This window comes from Streptomyces sp. NPDC043176 (assembly GCF_056436715.1).
This window is the reverse complement of sequence record NZ_JBWKCA010000007.1, coordinates 310,764-328,852: the sequence shown is the minus strand read 5'-3', so window position 1 is coordinate 328,852 and position 18,089 is coordinate 310,764. Positions and strand designations below refer to the sequence as shown.

12 protein-coding genes and 1 pseudogene are annotated in these 18,089 nt (G+C 69.9%); 1 reads left to right on the top strand and 12 read right to left on the bottom strand.

Annotated elements, in window-relative coordinates; genetic code table 11:
* Positions 1-59 precede the first annotated feature (59 nt).
* The 12 genes from lysA to AC067A_RS14835 form a co-directional block, all read right to left on the bottom strand.
* Positions 60-1,391: a diaminopimelate decarboxylase gene (gene lysA, locus AC067A_RS14890; RefSeq protein ID WP_478619631.1), complete on the bottom strand. Its 1,332-nt coding sequence runs from the start codon at positions 1,389-1,391 to the stop codon at positions 60-62.
* Complete coding sequence (locus tag AC067A_RS14885) at positions 1,388-2,731, bottom strand: M20/M25/M40 family metallo-hydrolase (RefSeq protein WP_478619505.1); 1,344 nt, start codon at positions 2,729-2,731, stop codon at positions 1,388-1,390. The genes lysA and AC067A_RS14885 overlap by 4 nt, the downstream gene beginning before the upstream one ends.
* A gap of 43 nt (positions 2,732-2,774) precedes the next feature.
* A complete protein-coding gene (locus AC067A_RS14880) occupies positions 2,775-3,638 on the bottom strand; it encodes a M55 family metallopeptidase (RefSeq protein ID WP_478619503.1) in 864 nt (287 codons plus the stop codon).
* A complete protein-coding gene (locus tag AC067A_RS14875; protein ID WP_478619501.1) occupies positions 3,638-4,507 on the bottom strand; it encodes a S66 peptidase family protein in 870 nt (289 codons plus the stop codon). The genes AC067A_RS14880 and AC067A_RS14875 overlap by 1 nt, the downstream gene beginning before the upstream one ends.
* 86 nt (positions 4,508-4,593) lie before the next feature.
* Complete coding sequence (locus AC067A_RS14870) at positions 4,594-6,639, bottom strand: S9 family peptidase (protein ID WP_478619498.1); 2,046 nt, start codon at positions 6,637-6,639, stop codon at positions 4,594-4,596.
* Positions 6,640-7,335: 696 nt separating this feature from the next.
* Positions 7,336-8,535, bottom strand: a complete 1,200-nt coding sequence (locus AC067A_RS14865) for a C39 family peptidase (protein ID WP_478619496.1) — start codon at positions 8,533-8,535, stop codon at positions 7,336-7,338.
* 201 nt (positions 8,536-8,736) lie between these two features.
* Positions 8,737-10,749 (bottom strand): N-acetylmuramoyl-L-alanine amidase, encoded by a 2,013-nt coding sequence (locus AC067A_RS14860; RefSeq protein ID WP_478619493.1) that lies wholly within the window; start codon positions 10,747-10,749, stop codon positions 8,737-8,739.
* Positions 10,746-11,759, bottom strand: coding sequence for an ABC transporter ATP-binding protein (locus tag AC067A_RS14855; RefSeq protein WP_478619490.1), 1,014 nt, complete (start codon positions 11,757-11,759; stop codon positions 10,746-10,748). The genes AC067A_RS14860 and AC067A_RS14855 overlap by 4 nt, the downstream gene beginning before the upstream one ends.
* Positions 11,743-12,747, bottom strand: a complete 1,005-nt coding sequence (locus AC067A_RS14850; protein WP_478619487.1) for an ABC transporter ATP-binding protein — start codon at positions 12,745-12,747, stop codon at positions 11,743-11,745. The genes AC067A_RS14855 and AC067A_RS14850 overlap by 17 nt, the downstream gene beginning before the upstream one ends.
* A gap of 6 nt (positions 12,748-12,753) precedes the next feature.
* On the bottom strand, positions 12,754-13,680 hold the full coding sequence (locus AC067A_RS14845) for an ABC transporter permease (RefSeq protein WP_478619484.1): 927 nt from the start codon (positions 13,678-13,680) through the stop codon (positions 12,754-12,756).
* Positions 13,673-14,599 carry an ABC transporter permease gene (locus AC067A_RS14840; RefSeq protein WP_478619481.1) on the bottom strand — a complete coding sequence of 309 codons (927 nt, stop codon included), beginning with the start codon at positions 14,597-14,599 and terminating at the stop codon, positions 13,673-13,675. Before AC067A_RS14840 ends, AC067A_RS14845 begins: the two co-directional genes overlap by 8 nt.
* A gap of 72 nt (positions 14,600-14,671) precedes the next feature.
* Positions 14,672-16,303 carry a peptide ABC transporter substrate-binding protein gene (locus AC067A_RS14835; RefSeq protein WP_478619478.1) on the bottom strand — a complete coding sequence of 544 codons (1,632 nt, stop codon included), beginning with the start codon at positions 16,301-16,303 and terminating at the stop codon, positions 14,672-14,674.
* 451 nt (positions 16,304-16,754) lie between these two features.
* On the opposite strand from AC067A_RS14835, the pseudogene AC067A_RS14830 reads away from it, so the two are divergent.
* Positions 16,755-17,996: pseudogene (locus AC067A_RS14830) on the top strand (glycoside hydrolase family 10-like protein); the annotation flags it as partial.
* Positions 17,997-18,089: the final 93 nt, after the last annotated feature.

Below are 18,089 nucleotides of genomic sequence, written 5' to 3'. Positions count from 1 at the left end.
GCACCGAATGCCTCGTCGAGCGGTGGCGGCGTCGTCGTGCTCCGTCCGCCGGAGGTCGCTCACTCGACGTCGAGCCGTAGCACGTCGTCGATGGTCTCCCTCCGGACGATGACGCGTGCCGTGCTGTTGCGGACGGCGATGACAGGTGGGCGTGGCTGGCAGTTGTAGTTGTTCGCCATGGAGCGGTGATAGGCGCCGGACGCGGGCACGGCCAGAAGATCGCCGATGGCGAGGTCGGCTGGGAGGGGGGTGGAGTCCACGACGATGTCTCCGGACTCGCAGTGCCGGCCGCAGACGGTGACCGTTTCCTCGGCGGCCCTCCCCGTGGGGCGGCCCGCGCGGACAGCCGTGTAGGAGGCGTCGTACAGGGCGGGACGCATGTTGTCGCTCAGACCGCCGTCCACGGACACCCACGTGCGCAGTCCGGGCCGGCGCTTGATCGTGCCCACGGTGTAGAGGGTGACCGTAGTGGGCCCCGCGATCGCCCGTCCGGGCTCGACGGCCAGCCGCGGCATGGGGAGGCCCGCTTCGGCGCACGCCTTCTGAACCCGGTCGATGATGACCGGGGCGAGGTCCCGCACGTCCAGGGGCCTCTCGTCGGGGAGGTAGGCGATGCCCAGTCCCCCTCCCAGGTCGAGTCGGCGCAGCAGAACTCCGTGCGTGCGTGCGGTGTCGGCCATGAGGCCGACGAGTCGGTCGGAGGCGAGTTCGAAGACGTCCGGGCGCAGGATCTGCGAGCCGAGATGGCTGTGCAGGCCGACGAGTTCGAGCCCTGGTGCGCCGAGGACTCGGGAGATCGCACGGTGGGCGCTTCCGGTGGACAGCGAGAAGCCGAACTTCTGGTCGTCGGTACCGGTGGTGATGTGGGCGTGCGTGTGGGCCTCCACGCCCGGAGTCACTCGGATGAGGACCTGCTGGCGCACGCCGTGGAGCACGGCGAGGGCCGAAAGCCTCGATATCTCGTCTTCGGAGTCGATGACGATGAGCGAGACTCCGTAGGCGACGGCCTCCGCGAGTTCGGCTGCCGACTTGTTGTTGCCGTGGAAGATCAACGAGGCGCCTGGCACTCCCGCGCGCTGGGCTGTGCGCAGCTCGCCGGCGGAGCACACGTCGATTCCCAGGCCCTCCTCCTTGAGCCACGTGGCGACTTGGTGGCAGAGGAACGCCTTGCCGGCGTAGTAGACGTCGTGGCCGCTGAAGGCGTCACGCCAGGATCGGCAGCGCCCGCGGAAGTCCTCTTCGTCCAGGATGAAGGCGGGGGTGCCGAACTCTTCGGCGAGATCGCTCAGGAGCATTCCGCCGATCTTCATGCCTTCGGTGCCGCTGGTGGTCGTGACGGGCCACAGGTGCTGAGGAGGGTGCACGGTGGTTCCCCTTCGAAGGGCGTTCAGTAGGTGGTCAGAAACCGGTGGAGGACGCGGACTCCGAAGTCGAGGCCGGTCACGGGCACGCGTTCGTCCACTCCGTGGAACATGCCGAAGTAGTGCAGGTGAGGGTCGAGCAGGAGGGGTGTGAACCCGTAGGTGCTGATCCCGATCTTCGCGAAGGCTTTGGCGTCGGTGCCGCCGGACTGGATGAAGGGCACGGGATGCGCGTGCGGGTCCTGGCTGCGGAGGGCATCGGCCATGGCGGCGAAGGCCGGTCCTTCGTGGTCGGCCGCGACCGCCTCTTCGCAGTTGACGAACTCCCTCGTCACCTTGGGGCCGAGGAGCCGGTCGACGGTCTCCAGGAAGGTGGCTTGTGCGCCGGGAAGGAACCTGCCGTCCACCTCGGCCCGGGCGCGGGAGGGGATGACGTTCACCTTGTGACCGGCTTGGAGCACGGTGGGGTTGGTCGTGTTGCGGATGGTGCAGTCGAACAGTTCACCCAACTGTCCGAGGCGGTCGGCCTCGTCCTCCAGTCGGGTGCGGTCGATGCGGATGCCCAGTATGCGGTCGAGGGTGTCCAGCAGAGTGCCGACCGCCGGCGACACGGCGGTGGGCCATCGGTGGGTGGTGAGTCGTGAGAGGGCGTGGACGAGTTCTGCGACGGCGTTGTCCTGCCCGGGGCCCGATCCGTGGCCGGCTGTGCCTCGGGCGGTGAGGCGCATCCAAGCGGTGCCGCGCTCTCCGACGGCGATGGGGTACACGCGTGCGTCCGTCCCGGCGTGCCTCGGCCGTGTGGTGATCGAGAACCCGCCTGATTCGCTGATCGCCTCCTCCACCCCGGCGAAGTGGTCCCTGTGCGTCGTGACGACGTGGCGGGACCCGTATTCTCCCGTCGCCTCTTCGTCTGCCAGGAACGCGAGGACCAGGTCGCGTCGGGGGCGGTGGCCGGTGCGCGCCCAAGCGCGGACGAGGGAGAGGGTCATGGCGACGGTCCCCTTCATGTCCACCGCTCCCCGTCCCCACAGACAGCCGTGGTGGAGGTCGCCGGAGAGGGGGTGCCGGGTCCAGTCGTGAGGTTCGGCGGGCACGGTGTCGAGGTGCCCGTGCACAAGGAGCGGAGGCAGATGCGGGTCCTGCCCGGTGACCCGGGCGAGGACGCTGGTACGGCGGGGCCTGGGTTCGGTGAGGGTGGTGGCGACGCCGGCCTGGTCGAGGGCTTCTGCGACGTACTCGGCGGCCTGTCGCTCGCCGGGTCCTGTTTCGTCCCCGGCGTTGGTCGAGTCGATGCGCAGAAGGTCCGAGCAGAGCTGGGCGACGTCGTTGGCGAAGCCGTCGTGCAGACCGTGCGGTGGGGCGAGAGTCACGGAGGTCTCCGCGGAGAGTCGGGACGGGGAAGCCGGGGGACGGTCAGTCGAAGTGGTCCTCCATCGCGGCGCCCGCGATGGAGGTGCACACCTTGAAGGTCCTGGCCGCCGTGGTGGCGTCGGGTGACGTGAAGGCGATGCCGCGCGGGCCGTTGTGCTCGACGGTCGGGACGGCGAGTACCGCCTCGGCCAGATGCGGGGCGTGGAAGTCGAGCTCGAAGCGGTGGGGTCGTGCGGGACTGCTGCGTACGCGCCGTGTCCGTCCGTCCAAGCGCTCGGTGTGGGCACCGTGTGCGCGGGCGGCCTCGGTGGCCCTCGCGCGCAGCAGCTCGGCGCTCCGCGTGGGAGGAAGGCACAGTGCGGCGTATCGGCTGACGCATTCCTTGACCGCGACGAAGCGGGCGTCCGGGGCCCATGCCCGGGCGGCCTCGCAGGTGCGGTCGTCGCCGGTGACCAGAATGACGGGCACGCCGTGTTCCTCGGCGATCAGGGCGTTCATACGTCCTTCGTCGGCGGGCTCACCGTCGATGCGGAAGGCGGTCAGGCCGGTTCCGAGATAGGTGTGCGACAGGACGCCCTGCTGCCCGGCACCGGTGTGATAACCGAGGAAGACGACCGCGTCGGCCCGGTCGATCCCCTCCATCATGCCCAGCGGCTTGTGGCGGCCGGTGAGGAGGCGCGCGCGGGGATCGAGGGCCTCTATGAGCAGGTTGCGCTGGGTGTAGTGGGCGTCGTTGACCATGACGTCGCCGGCGCCGCCGGCGAGGAGTCCGTCGACGACGGCGTTGACGTCGCCGGTGAACAGCGGCCGCAGTCGTTCCCAGGAGGCGGTGCCGGGTTCGACGTCGTCCGGGCACGTGACGCCGGTGACGCCCTCCATGTCCGCGGAGATGAGTACGCGTGTCATCAGGACGTCCTTTTCTGCGGGGGAAGGGCGATGCGGTGCCGGGCGGTCTCGAGTACCGCGTCCGCGCCGAGGGGAACGGTCAACTGCCGCGGTCCGTGACCGGCGGGCAGTCCGGCTGCCACGGGGACGCCCAGGTCGGACAGGCGGTCACGCAGTACGTCCTCCACTTGGTCCGGGGGGCCGCACCCGGAGAAGTCACCGAGCACCACACCGGCCGTTCGGTGCAGAGCGCCGGCGCGTCTGAGCTGAGTCAGGGCCCGGTCCAGGCGATACGGGTCCTCGCCGACGTCTTCGAGGACGAGAATGCGGCCTGCGGTGTCGGGTGCGGTGGGGGTTCCGATCGACGAGGCGAGCATGGAGAGGTTTCCCCCGGTGAGGGGTCCCTCGGCCCGTCCTGGAACGAGGACGGGTCCGGTGAGGGGAAGCGAGGGCGCGGAGGGCCCGAACAGGGCCACGTGGAGGTGACGGGCGGTTTCCTCGTCATCATGAAGCGGCCGGCAGGCAGGCATGGGGCCGTGGAGCGTGACCAGGCCGAGCCGGTCGCCCCATGCCTGATGAAGGCACGTGATGTCGCTGGAGCCGACGAGGAACTTGGGGCCGGCGGCAGCGAGGCGCGGGTAGTCGAGGCGGTCCGCCACGCGTTGGGTTCCGTAGCCACCCCGTGCGCAGACGACTGCCCGGACCTCGGGATCGAGCCATGCCTCGGTGAGGTCTTCGAGGCGTTCTTCGTCGGAGCCTGCCAGGTAGCCAAGGCTGGTGGCGAAGAGCCGGGAGGTGGAGCGCACGGTGAGACCCCAGCTCTCCAACAGGCTCCGGGCAGCGGACATCTCGGTCGCGCCGACCGGCCCGGCCGGTGCGACGACGGCCACGGTGTCACCGGGTCTCAGCAGCGGTGGGAGCAGACGGGGCCTTCTCGCGGCGTCTTCTGACCAAGCGCTGCCCGCGGTGGCGGCCGTCACGGCTGATGCGCCGTGAGAGAGGAGCCCACGGGTCGGCTCGGGCTCACACCGCGACCTTCGGGAGGGGTGAAGATCCGCTCGTAGAAGCGGATCTCGGCCTCGAGTGCTGCCCGGATGGTCTCGGCGCGCCGCCAGCCGTGCCGTTCTCCCGGGAATTCCGCGTGCTCGTAGGGGATGCCGGCCGCTCTCAGGGCACGGGCCATGGCGGAGGACTGGGCGGGGTCCACGATGGCGTCCTCCAGGCCGTGGAGCAGCAGGGCGGGCCCACTGGCGTGGGATGCCGCGAGGACCGGGGAGCGTTGTTCGTAGAGCGCGGCGCTCTGCGGCAGGGGGCCGATCAGGCCGTCCAGGTAGCGGGACTCGAAGTCATGGGTGGTGTCCGCCCAGCTGACGGGGTCGGTGATGCCGTAGAAGGAGACCGCACCGACGAAGGTGTCCGTGTGCGTCAGGGCGGCGAGCGCGGTCCAGCCGCCCGCGCTCCCGCCCCGGATCGCCAGTCGGTCGGGGTCCGCGAGCCCTTCGGCGACCAGGGCTCGTGCGACGGTCACGCAGTCTCGGACGTCGACGATCCCCCAGGAACCGTTCAGGCGTTCTCGGTAGGCGCGGCCGTATCCGACGGACCCGCCGTAGTCGACGGTCGCGACTCCGATGCCACGGCTGGTGAAGTAGGCGATCTCGAGGTCGTACACCATCGGGTAGTCGCCTGTGGGACCGCCGTGCACGAAGATCACCCAGGGCGGGCGTTCTCCGTCGGGGGTGGCGTGGTGGGGGTGGGTGGGTGGATAGGTGTGGGCGTGCACCGGGAAGTCGGCGGTCCCCGTCCGGCCCTGAGTGGACTCGGTCGTGTCGGCCTGGAAGGTGCGGGCTGTGGGGCGGGGCAGCCAGGCCGGGTCGACGCACGGTGCCGATGAGGAGGAGACGATCCGCGCCTCGTGGTCATGGGCGGCGCCAGTGGCGGGGATCGCGGCGGTGAAGACCGCGTAGGGAAGGGTCGTGCCGGCTCCGGCCGCGACCAGGCGGCCGGAGCCGGCGTCGATGCTCTGGACGAAGTCGGTGTAGGGCAGGTCGAGATGTGTCAGTGCGGGCAGCCCGGGCCCGGCACCGGGATCCACCAGAGAGATCCGTCGTCCCGCGCCTGTTCCGTTGATGGCTACCGCGCGTCCGTCAGGAAGGGGAGCGAACCATGAAGTGCCCGGTTTCCACAGGGCGCCGCCGAACTCCTCCTCGGCGGCGGCGACGGCCCGTGCGGGGCCTCCCCGGGCGGGCACGAGGTGCAGGTTCCACCAGCCGTCGGGGTCGGTGACCGCCCAGAGGCTGTCGGCGTCCCTCCACTCGGCCTGGACCACGGACTCCCGGGGACCGCCTGCTCTGATGCCGTGGACGCCGGCCGTCCCGTCGGCCCGCAAGGGCGCGACGCACAACTCCGTGCCGTCCCACGGCATGTTCGGATGGTTCCATCCGATCCAGGACAGGTGCCGGCCGTCCGGGGACATGCGGGGGCACGTCATGAACCGGTGGGTCGCGGCGATCGTTCGTTCGGTGCCCGTGCCGAGGGAGACGGCCACGAGGGCGCGTTCGACGTCGCGTACTCCGCCGAGGCGGGTTTCGCGGACCGCCCAGACCTCACCACGCGACGGAGGAAGGTAGAGATCGCCGTAGGTGACGTTCCTGCGCGTCGGCGTCAGGGGCCTGGGCGCCTCGGGACCGTCCGGGCGGTGGACGTAGAGACGCTGGTCGTGCCAGTGGGTGAAGACGAGGCCGTCACCGGTGGGACGCCAGCTCCGGCCGCCGTACTCGTGAAGACCGTTCCGGGCGTCGAAGCCGGCCGGGAGCACGTCCTCGACCCCGCCGTCCGGCCCGGCGCGTACGACGCAGCGGCGCCCGGCCTCGTGCGGTCGTGGTTCGTCCCACCAGACTTCGTCGCCGACCAGGGAGACCCAGCCGGGCGTGCCGTCCTGGCGGGCGACGTCCGCGGCGGTGAGGGGGGAGGTCCAGGCCCGGAAAGCACTCGGCGTGGTCCGGGCGGCGGAAGGGTGACTCATCGGGTTACCGCCTTGTGCCCATGCGAATGGGCGTCGCGAAGATCGATCACGGAGGGTTCGTGCCCGGAGTCGGACACGATCCGGGAGGGGTGGCGGTGTGTGTTCCTTCTTCTGCCGAGCGGACCTCGGGCGCCGGGTATCTCGCTGGTCAGGTCTCAGGGCGCGAGGGAGCACACGTGCGGGGTACGGCTGGGCGGCTGCCGGCCGCAGGTGTCGTCGGGGCGAACAGGGGCCTGCCTCTGACCGGGGTAAGTCGGCCATGCGCAGGGGCGGGCCCGACGCGCAGGCGCCGGGTGCCTTATGGCGGCGGGCAGATGCGCACCGTGCCGTCACGTGAACCGCGGCTGTGCGGCGGGGCCGTTCTCATGACCCACACGTTAGAGAGACGGTCCGGACTCGGGCGATCAACAAAAGGTCCCGGCCCGGAACGAGGGGCACGACGTTTCGTCGGTCCTCGGAACCGTCCTGTCGGCAAGGTCCGTTCGAGGCGCGGCCTCTGTTCCGGAAGGCGTCACGGCCCGTCCGGGGAGGGGGGGTCGCCTCGGAAGGCGAGGAGGGAGTCGTGGCCTTGGGGGTGCCTGGCTCCAGGCCCGTGACCACCGGCGCCCGAGGGGCGGGGCACGGTGCCGTGCTTCGCGAGCCCGGCATGGCCTGCGAGGCAGCCCTAGGAGGCGGGGGCCAGGAGTGCCCTACGGGTCACCAGTTGGGGTCCAGACCGGGTACGTGTGCGGGGAGAGGAAGGTCGGGCGGGTACAGGAGGTAGACCACTCCCCCGCCGCCGGACGCCGACAGCCACACGCGTTCGAACTCCCCGCGCGGGTAGGTCCTTCGTACGTCTTCGTCGGTGGCGGAGAGCGGATCGTTGGCGACGACGTCTCCGTCGTCCGTGAACCCGCAGACGATCTTGATGCTGCCGGCCGGCGAGTATCCGGCGCCCGCCAGTTCGCCGATGCGGAAGCTCTGGGCCGTGGCGATCGGAATGCCCGCGCAGATGAAGCGTTCGAGCTCGCTCAGTGAGCGTAGACGCGTGACCAGGCCCCTGAGTCCGTAACGGGCGGGATAGGCGGCGTTGAAGGCCCAGTTGCCGCATCCCTTGTAGGCGTAGTCGTACACGGCGCGGGCCGTGAAGTCGACCTGGGGGGCGGTGTCGGCGGGGTCGATCCACGCCGTTTCGTCATCGCTCGGGCCGTGGCCGAAGTACTCGACCAGCATCGCGGTGCAGGTGGGGGCCGACCATGCTTCTCCGCCTCCGTCCCATTGCGGACTGTGGCCGGTGTGCACTTCCTGGGAGCGGCGCGGTACGTCGAGGACCTTGCCCCATGCCCCGGCCGGTGCGCTTACCGCTTGGTGGTGGTCGGGAGGTGTCGACGAGGCGGCGAGGCAGAGGGCCTGCACGGCGGGTCCTTCAGACGTGCCTGGGGTGCGCGCCAGCCGGACCTCGAGTTCGTAGGCGAGCGCGGGCCGGCCGGGGGACGCCACGAAGACGTCCACGTCCGCCGTTCCGAAGGGATCGGCCTGGCCGGGCACGGTGGTGCGGTGCACCACGTCGTCGTTCGATGTCCAGTGCGCCATGACGTACCAGGGAGAGGCGTCTCCCTGTGCGTCGCGTACACGGAGTCTCACCATCAGCCGGGTTCCCGCCGGGGTGAGCGCCGTCCATGAGGGAATGAGTTCCTCGGCGGGGAAGGGCAGCTCACGCCAGCCGGTGGAGCAGGTCGCGTAATCCCATTCGAGCGTGGCGTGGCCGTGCTGATCCACGAAGGCCTCTTGCCCTTCGGCGTTCTCCAGTCGCAGGGCTCCGTCTGACCAGGCCGTTCCCCTGAAGGTGGCGTCGGAGAAGTGACAGGCCTCTGACCAGCGGTGCAGCACCGCCTGGGGCTTGAGTGGGTCGTTCATTCGCCCACGGTTCTCGCCTGTCACGGTCTTCCTGCCGCTCTCTCGTAGCTCCGGTACGACCCTGCCTGTCGCTGGTGGCGGGCGGGCCCCACATGGTAGCGGCCTGGACTTCCCGAGGAGGAGTTCCAGGCCGCTCCGGATGTCGCCTGCGGTCAGGGCCCGTCTTTGGTCAGGCCTGTCTTCGGTCAGGCCTGTCTTCGGTCAGGGCCCGTCTTTGGTCAGCCCCTGGTCCGGTACGCGAGGCAGTCTGGCGGCGGATGTCAGGACGACGTCGTCCGCCTTGACGAACATGATGCGGTGGCCGAACTGCACCTGGTGGTACGTGAGCGCGCCGCGGACCACGGTGTGGCCAACGAGCTCGAAGGTCTTGGAGTGGTAGTACTCGCCGTTGACCGTCTGACCGACGCTGTAGGACTGTCCTGCCCGGAGTGTGTACTGCAGCGGCACCAGGGGCTGCACGGGAACGTCTGCGGGATACGCGGCGGGCTCGGGGTAGGCGCGGCCGTAGAGCGGCGCGCTGTCGAGTCCGGGGCGCAGCTGCGCCACCAGCCCCTTGGAGGGCAGCGTCATCGCGTGGCGGGGGTCGTTCTTGAACCAGCCCTTCTGTCCCAGGTACCACAGGGCCGTCCAGTCGCCGCGGCGCTCGGCGACCACGTACTTCTGCCCGGTGCTCACGCGCGCGGCGTGGTTGTAGACGGACCAGGTGCCGGGGGACGGCCGGATGCCGACGTCGGTGACCAGCGGGGCGTCGTCACGGGGTTCGCTGCGCAGTGTGATGGAGGCGGAACCGTGCACCGGGCAGAGGTCGGCCGGGGTCGCTCCGCAGTAGTACGGCTCCGTGTTCGAGTCGTAGTCGGGGCGGATGGTCACCAGGGGCGAGGTGGGCTTTCCGTGGGCCTTGAACGGCTTGCCCAGGAGGTCGAAGTAGTGGTCCCAGTCCCAGTGGGGGCCGGGGTCCTGGTGCATGCCGGCGACGTTGGCGGGCACGGTGCCCGGCACGTTGTCGTGGCCGATGACGTGGGCCCGGTCCAGGGGGACGCCGTACTCCTTGGCGAGATGGCGGACGAGGCGGGCGGACGTCCGGTACATGGCTTCGGTGTACCACTGGCCGCCCTCGGCCAGGAAGCCCTCGTGTTCGAGACCGATGGACTTGGAGTTCACGTACCAGTTGCCGGCGTGCCAGCCGACGTCCTTGGCCCGCAGGTGGTTGGCGATGTGGCCGTCCGCGGAACGGAGACTGTAGTGCCAGGACACGTAGGTCGGGTCCTGGACCAGCTTGAGGGTCGTGTCCCAGGTGGCTTCGGTGTCGTGGATGACGATGTAGTCGATCGCCTGGTTGTGCGGGCGGTCCGAGAGGTCGTGGTTTCCGAAGTCGCCCGGCTCTGCGGAGAGCATCTGGTACGGGGCCGGCGTCCAGTCACAGCCCAGGTCACGGGGGCACTCGGCGCCCGGCACGGTGGCCTTCAGTCCGAGTCTTTCCAACTGCCGGGTCTCCGGCCGGACGGGCGCGGGAGAAAGGGTGACGACGGTCCCGTCGTCGGTGCGGCGCGACTCTCCCGCGTTGATCAGCGAGAAGACGTCGTCGGCGAATCGGCGGGCCGCGCCCGTCTCGCCGGCGCCCGAGTAGGCGGCGACCGCCGCGTACCACTGGGCCGGGTCGGCGCTCAGGGGCAGTCCCGCGGACCGCTGGTGGTCCGCGAGGAGCGCGGCGCCGCCCTCGATGTTGGCCGCGGGGTCGGTTCGGAGGCGGCTCGCGGGCAGTCCCGTGAGTGCTGCGGCTCGGCCCAGGGTCTCCAGTGAGGCGGGGAGCCGTTCCTGATGGACGGGTGCTTCACGGTGTACGAGGGGCGGCCGGGACGCGTCGCCCCGTGGGTCCTCGTGACCACTCGAGTGGTGGTGCGTCTCGGCGAGCGCCGCCCGGGCGTCGGTCAGGTGCATGGGGCCGAAACCCGCGTCGACACTGGGCGCGCCGCGGTGGTCGTCCCAGCGGCTCTGGAGGTACGAGACCGCGAGCAGGACCGTCTCGGGCACGTGGTGGCGCTCGCCGGCCTCGCGGAAGAGTTCCGCGCGGGACGACTTCCCGGCGCCGGTGTCGTGCTCGGTGGCCACGGACGACCGCGCCTGCGCAGGGGGCGTGGCGAGTGCCGCGGTCATCAGGACCGTCACGACGGCTGCTGCGCCGGCCACTCGTCGACGCGGGACGGGTCTTGTCATGCGTTCCTCCTCGTGATGGGGAAATGACAGGCTGTGGGGTGATCGGCTCCGTCACGCGTGCGCAGTTCCGGTTCCACCAGGCACTGTTCGCGCGCGTAGGGGCAGCGGGTGCGGAAGCGGCAGCCGGACGGTGGCGCGGCGGGGGAAGGGAGGTCCCCTTCCAGGAGGTGCTCCTCGTCGGCCGCACGGCGTCTCGGGTCCGGAACGGGTGCCGCGGCAAGGAGCGCGCGGGTGTAGGGGTGGCGGGGGGTCGTGTAGATCTGCTCCCGTGTTCCGGTCTCCACGATCTTCCCCAGGTACATCACCGCGATCCGGTCGCAGAGGTGCTGTACGACCGCGAGGTCGTGCGAGATGAACACGCAGGCGAGGCGGAGGTCGCGGCGGAGTTCCTGCAGCAGGTTGAGGACCTGCGCCTGGACGGAGACGTCGAGAGCGGACACCGGCTCGTCGCACAGCAGCAGCTGTGGCCCGAGGGCCAGGGCGCGTGCGATTCCGAGACGCTGGCGTTGTCCGCCGGAGAACTGGTGCGGGTAGCGGTCCCGGTGTGTGGGGTCCAGGCCGACCGTCTCGAGGAGTTCGTCCACGCGGCGCCCGCGGTCGGCCCTGGGGGCGGCTTCGGGGTGGATGGCGAACGGTTCTCCGACGATCTGCCCGGCGGTCATCCGCGGGTTGAGGGAGGTGTACGGGTCCTGCAGCACCATCTGGACACGACGGCGGACCGTGCGAAGTTCCCGGGAGGACAGGGAGAACGGGTCCTGCCCGTCGATCACGACGCTGCCCGAGGTGGGACGGTCGAGGGCCATCAGGAGAGAAGCGAGGGTCGACTTGCCGCACCCGGATTCGCCGACGATGCCGAGCGTCTCCGCCGGCCGAACGGTCAGGTCGACGCCGTCGACCGCTCTGACCGCTCCTGTGCGGCGTTTCAGCAGGACGCCTTCCGTGATCGGAAAGTGACGGGTGAGCGCTGTTGCCTGGAGGAGGGGCGGAGCGGCCTCAGCCAACGGGGGCACGGTGAACCTCTTCGGCGAAGTGGCAGGCACTGCGATGTCCTGCGGGCGAAAGGGTCTGGTAGGGAGGTGTTTCGCTGCCGCAGCGCGGCTCGGCGCGGGGGCAGCGGGGGTGGAAGGCGCACCCGGTGGGAACGGAGGAGGGCAGCGGTGGAGCACCGCCGATGGGGACGAGCGGCTTGCCCATGCGGTCCAGCCGGGGGACCGCATCGAGGAGGCCCCGGGTGTAGGGGTGGCCGGGCCGGGTGTAGAGGTCCTCCGCCCCCGCGGACTCCACCGCGCGTCCGGCGTACATCACGGTGATGCGGTCGGCTGCCTCTGCGACGACGCCGAGGTCGTGGGTGATCAGCAGCAGACCCATGCGGGTTTCGTCCTGGAGCTGTTCGAGCAGCCGCATGATCTGGGCCTGGACGGTGACGTCGAGGGCGGTGGTGGGTTCGTCGGCGATGACGACTTCCGGGTCCAGGGCGAGCGCCATCGCGATCATGACCCTCTGGCGCATGCCGCCGGAGAACTGGTGGGGGTAGTCGTGGACCCTGCGGGCGGCGGCCGGGATGCGGACGCGGTCCATGAGCGCGACAGCGCGGGCGAGCGCGGCTTTGCGTCCCTCCCCGCGGTGCACCCTGAACATCTCGGACAGTTGGTCGCCCACCGTCAGGACGGGATTGAGCGCGGTGAGCGCGTCCTGGAAGATCATGGAGATGCGGGTGCCCCGCACGGCCCGGTGGTGCTCCGGTGGCAGGGAGAGCAGGTCGTCGCCGCGGAGCCGGACGGCGCCGCGGGTGATGTGCGCCGGCGGGGTGTCGAGCAGCCCCAGGACGGCCTGCGCGGCGACGGACTTACCGGAGCCGGATTCGCCCAGCAGCGCCAGGGTCTCGCCTTCGCGGAGCGTGTAGGACAGACCGTTCACCGCGCGGATGGCGCCGCGTCGGGTGCGGAATTCGACGCAGAGGTCGTCGACCTCCAACAGCGGAGGGATGGCGGTGGACATGGGCGCTCATTTCAGCCGGGGGTCCAAGGCGTCGCGCAGGGCGTCCCCGAGGAGGATGAAGCTCAGGACGGTCGCGGACAGGAAGAGGGCGGGGAAGAGGAGCAGGTGGGGATGGTCGAGGACGAAGGCCTGTGCCGCGTTCAGCTGCAGTCCCCAGGAGACCTGGGGGTACTGCAGGCCCACTCCGAGGAAGTCGAGCGTCGCCTCGCCCGAGATGACCGCTCCGACGTTGAGCATGGCGACGACGACGACGGGGGTGATGGCGTTGGGGAGGATGTGACGCAGCATGAGGCGCACGGGCCGTGCCCCGAGCATGCGGGCGGCTTTCACGTAGTCGGCCTCGGCCAGCGCGATGACCTGGGAGCGCATGATGCGTGTCATGGTCGTCCAGCCCAGCACCGTGAGGACCAGGATCATGGCGCCGAGGCCGTGGTCGGGGAAGGCGACCAGGATGACGGTCGCTCCGAGCACGAAGGGCAGGCCGAAGAAGATGTCGGTGACCCGGGAGACGAGTGCGTCGAGCCGGCCTCCGTAGAAGCCGCACAGGAGGCCGAGGACGACGGCGATGAGCAGGGAGGCCGCGGTGACCGCGAGGCCGGCCAGCAGTGAGGGCCGGGTTCCGCGGATGACCTGGGCGAGGTAGTCGCACCCTTGCAGGTCGAATCCGAAGGGGTGGTCGGCGGAGGGGCCGAGCTTGGAGTCGGCCAGGTCGCACCGGTCTCCGGCTTCGGTGAGCAGCGACGTGAGTGCGCCGGGCGCCAGGGCCATGGCCGTCATGAGGAGCAGGGTGATCAGGGCGGCCCATACCGTGGGGCGCCGTCGCAGTTCGAGCCACGCGTCCTGGCTGAGGGAGGCCCGTTGCCTGGACGGCGGGGGCGTCGTGTCGTCGGCTGCGTCGCTCGTGGCCTCCAGGGTCCTGGTGGTGTCAGTCATGACGGATCCTCGGGTCGAGCAGCCCGTAGAGCAGGTCCACGAGCAGGTTGGCGAGCAGGAAGACGAGCACGAGGGCGGTGGTGGTGCCCACGACGACGGACCCCTCTCGGAGCTGGATGGACTGGAAGAGCTGCTGGCCGACGCCCGGCAGGTTGAAGATGTACTCGGTGACGACGGCGCCGGCCATGAGACCGCCCAGCTCCAGCCCGAGGAAGGTGACCACCGGGATCAGAGAGTTCCGCAGGGTGTGTTTGACCACGACGCGCCGTCGGCTCAGTCCCTTCGCATGGGCGGTGCGTACGTAGTCGGCCCGGAGGTTCTCGATGAGGGAACTGCGCGTGAGCCGGGCGACGTAGGCGAGCCCGAAGGAGGCCAGGACGAGACCGGGAAGGAGGTAGGCCAGGGGCCAGCCGCCCTCGGTGCCCGCCACCGGGAGCCAGCCGAGCTGTACGCCGAAGACGAGCTGGGCCAGGTACCCGACCACGAAGACGGGGATGGAGATGATCAGCGTGGTGCCGAAGAGCACCGCGCTGTCGTCCCACTTTCCTTTTCGCAGACCCGCCCACACGCCGAGAGCCATGCCGAGGACGAGCTCCAGGACCCAGGCGGTCAGGCCGAGCTGCAGGGTGACGGCCCAGCGGTCGGCGAGCAGGTCCGACACGTCGCGGCCGGTGAAGGTGGTTCCGAGGTCACCCGTGAGGAGGCCGGCGAGGTAGTGCGTGTACTGCATCCACAGCGGGTCGTCGAGGTGGTAGCGGGCGTGCAGCTCGGCGAGGACCGCCGGCGGGACGGGTTTGTCGCCGGCGAGGCCCTGGATCGGGTCGCCCGGCAGGACGAAGACGAGGGTGTAGATGAGGAAGGTGGTGCCGAGGAGTACGGGCAGGGCATGCAGCAGGCGACGGGCGACGAATCTCCACACGACGGACGGCCCCCAGGGAATCGGTCTGCGTGGCGCTCCGGAAGGAGTGCCGGCAGAGGGTCGGTGACGGCCTCAGTCGTTGACGGTGACGCGGTCCAGGTGGAGGCCGGCGGCATAGGAGTCAATGACGACGTTCCCGATCCGGTCGCTCCACGCCGACTGGTCCTGCCAGTTCCACAGCGGGATGTACGGCAGGTCGCGCAGCGCGATGTCCTCTGCCTTCTGGTACGCCGCGACGGCTTCGGCTCCCTTGGCGGCGTTGCCCTTCGCCACGAGGGCGTCGAACTCGCCGTTGCTCCAGCCCGATCGGTTGCCGGGGTAGTAGAGGCCGTCGAGGTAGTTCTGGATGCTGGGGTAGTCGATCACCCAGTTCTGCCGGAAGGGGCCCTTGTTCCGCCCCTCGTTGAGCAGCGAGGACAGGTCGGCGGGGGCCATCTTGCGGAACTTGACGTCCTGGATGCCGAGGTTGTCCTTGAGCTGGTTGGCGACGGAGGTCATCCACTGCTCGTAGGTGGCATCGGAGTTGGAGAAGTAGAGCTCCAGCGGGCCGTCGAATCCCCCGGCTTCCTCGAACAGCCGCCTGGCGGCGGCCGGGTCGTAGGCGCAGGTCCTGCCGCACGCGTCAGGACGGTATCCGGGGATCATGTCGCCCACGATCGAGGTGGCGGGCTTGTAGACGCCGTTGTAGATGGCCTGGGTGATGCCCTTGCGGTCGATGGCCATGGAGATGGCCTTGCGGATCCGGGGGTCTGCGAAGCGGGGGTCCTTCACGGGCAGACCGAGGTAGTCCATGGTTCCGCTGGGGCGTATGGAGAAGCGCTCGCCGAAGAGGCGTTTCGCCTGGGTCGAGTTGGCGGCCGGGACGGTCGTCAGGACGTCCACGTTGCCGGCCTGCAGTTCGGTGAAGGCGGTCTCGCGGCTCGTGTAGATCTTGAAGTCGATGCGATCGGCCATGGCTTGGCGGGGCCCGTGGTAGGCGGCGAACTTCTTCAGCCTGATCTTCTGGTTGCGCTCCCACTGGCCGTCGAGTTGATAGGGGCCGTTGCCGATCGGCGCGACGTCGAAGGCGTCCGGCTTGGCGACGGCCGCCTTGGGGAGGGGGGCGAAGGCGGGGAAGGACAGCAGCATGGGGAACTGGCCGAAGGGGGCCTTCAGGGTGACCTGCAGGGTCGTCTCATCGACGACCTTGAGTCCTGACAGGGTCCGGGCGGTCGGCTTGGCGCCCTCTTCCGTCGGGTTGAGCGCGTCGTATCCCTTGATCTGGGCGAAGTAGTAGTTGCTGTCCCAGCCGTTCGGCCCGTAGGCGGCGGCGTTCCACGCGTCCGCGAAACTGGCGGCCGTGACCTTCTCGCCGTTGTGGAAGGTGGTTCCGGATCTGAATGTGAGGGTCCAGACGATGTTGTCCTCGGTGAGCCAGGAGAGGGCGGCCAGCGGCTTCACGGTGCCGTCCTTCGGGTCGAGGGAGGCAGGCGGGTCGAAGAGCCCCTGCAGAACCTGCAGGGAGTAGCTGCTGGTGGTCCGACCCGGCAGAAGGTGGTCCGGTTCTGTCAGCGCGACCGAGTAGGCGCCGCCGGGCTTGTGGGACGCGTTGTTCGGCTTCGTCGACTCTGCCGGTCCGCAGGCCGTGGCGACCAGGGTGAGGGTGAGAGCGACGGATGCCGCCAGGACGGTGGAGCGGGCGGTGTTCATGTGCGCTGTGCTCATTTCGGGGAGGCGGTTGGCAGCCCTGGACGGGGCAGCTGAGGGACGGCTCGTGGAGTGGGGCCGGGGCGACACGGTAGGTATCCGGCCGATGGGCAGACGACCGACGGAATGTCCAAGCTCCTTTCAGGGCAGTGGACATCGAGTCGTTACCGGCTTGCGTCCTTCAGGGCGGAGCATGGCTGTGCGCGGCGGCTGGTACGCGGTCCCTGCGCTTGACTGCCGGAGGCAACGACACGGACCGCGCGCTCGACAAGGGGGTGCCGACCGTGCCGCGGGGCCCCGGAAGCCGAAACAGACGATACATATGGAGCCTCAGGACGGCCAGCCTTACGTCCGTTACTTGTGTGCGGATGGCTGCGCGCCCCTCGCCTCATCTCCTGGACGCCCCACGACACCCGGTGCAGCACTGTCCGTCTCACAGGCCGACGTCACTTCCCCCGCGGAGGCAGCCATGTCATCGAAAGACGCAACCGGTTCATCGCTCCGTCCTGCCCTCGACCGCCGAGCGGTACTCACAGCCCTCGCAGCGGCCGGCTGCACTGCAGCACTCCCTCCTGTGGCAGCTCATGCCGCCGCGCCCTCCGGCCCTTCCCTCAGGCGGCAGATGCGGGGGGTCTGGATCGCCTCCGTGGTCAACATCGACTGGCCGTCACGCACGGGCCTGGACCCCGCCGCACAACGCGCGGAGTTCACAAGGCTGGCCGACGACGCCCTCGCCACGGGGTTCAACGCGCTGTTCGTGCAGGTCCGTCCGACAGCCGACGCCTTCTGGCCCTCACCTCTCGAACCCTGGTCGCAGTGGCTCACCGGCACGCAGGGACAGGACCCGGGATACGACCCGCTGGCCTTCATGATCGAGACGGCGCACCAGCGGGGCCTCGCGTTTCACGCGTGGTTCAACCCCTACCGGGTGTCGATGCAGGCCGACCCGTCCAGACTGGACCCCCGGCATCCGGCCCGCACGAATCCGGAGTGGACCCGTTCCTACGGCGGCAAGCTCTACTACGACCCGGGCGTGCCGGCCGCCCGGCGCTTCTGCCAGGAAGCCATGCTCGACGCCGTCCGGCGCTACGACATCGACGGCGTCCACTTCGACGACTACTTCTACCCGTATCCGCTGGCGGGTTCGGACTTTCCCGACGAGGAGACGTTCCGGGTCCATGGGGCGGGCCACACGGACAAGGCCGCCTGGCGTCGCGCCAATGTGGACCTCATGGTCCGTGAGATGCGGGACGCCGTACGTGCCGTCAGACCGAACGCGCTCTTCGGCATCAGCCCTTTCGGCGTCTGGCGCAATGCCACCACGGATCCACGCGGGTCACGAACCGCCGCCTTCCAGTCCTACGACGGCCTGCACGCGGACACCCGAGGTTGGGTGCAGCAGGGTTGGCTCGACTACATCGCGCCTCAGGTGTACTGGCACATCGGACTGCCGGTGGCCGACTACGCGGTCCTCGCACCGTGGTGGGCCGAGGTGGTCAGGGACACGGACACCGAGCTGTGGATCGGGCAGGCGGTCTACAAGTCCGGGGCGGCCGGCCAGCCGGCGCCCTGGCAGGACGGCAAGGAGCTCACACGCCATCTGACGTTGAACGCCACACTTCCCGAAATCGGTGGTGACCTGTTCTTCAGCGCCAAGGACGTCCGGGCGGATCGCGTGGGAGACTTCGCCGCCATGCGGCTGGCCCACTGGCAGGAACCCGTCCTGGGCCCGCTGCCGACCCGCTTGGACAAGCGGCCTCGCCCGCTCCGGCCCGTCGTGAAGGTCCGGCGGGAATCCTCCACC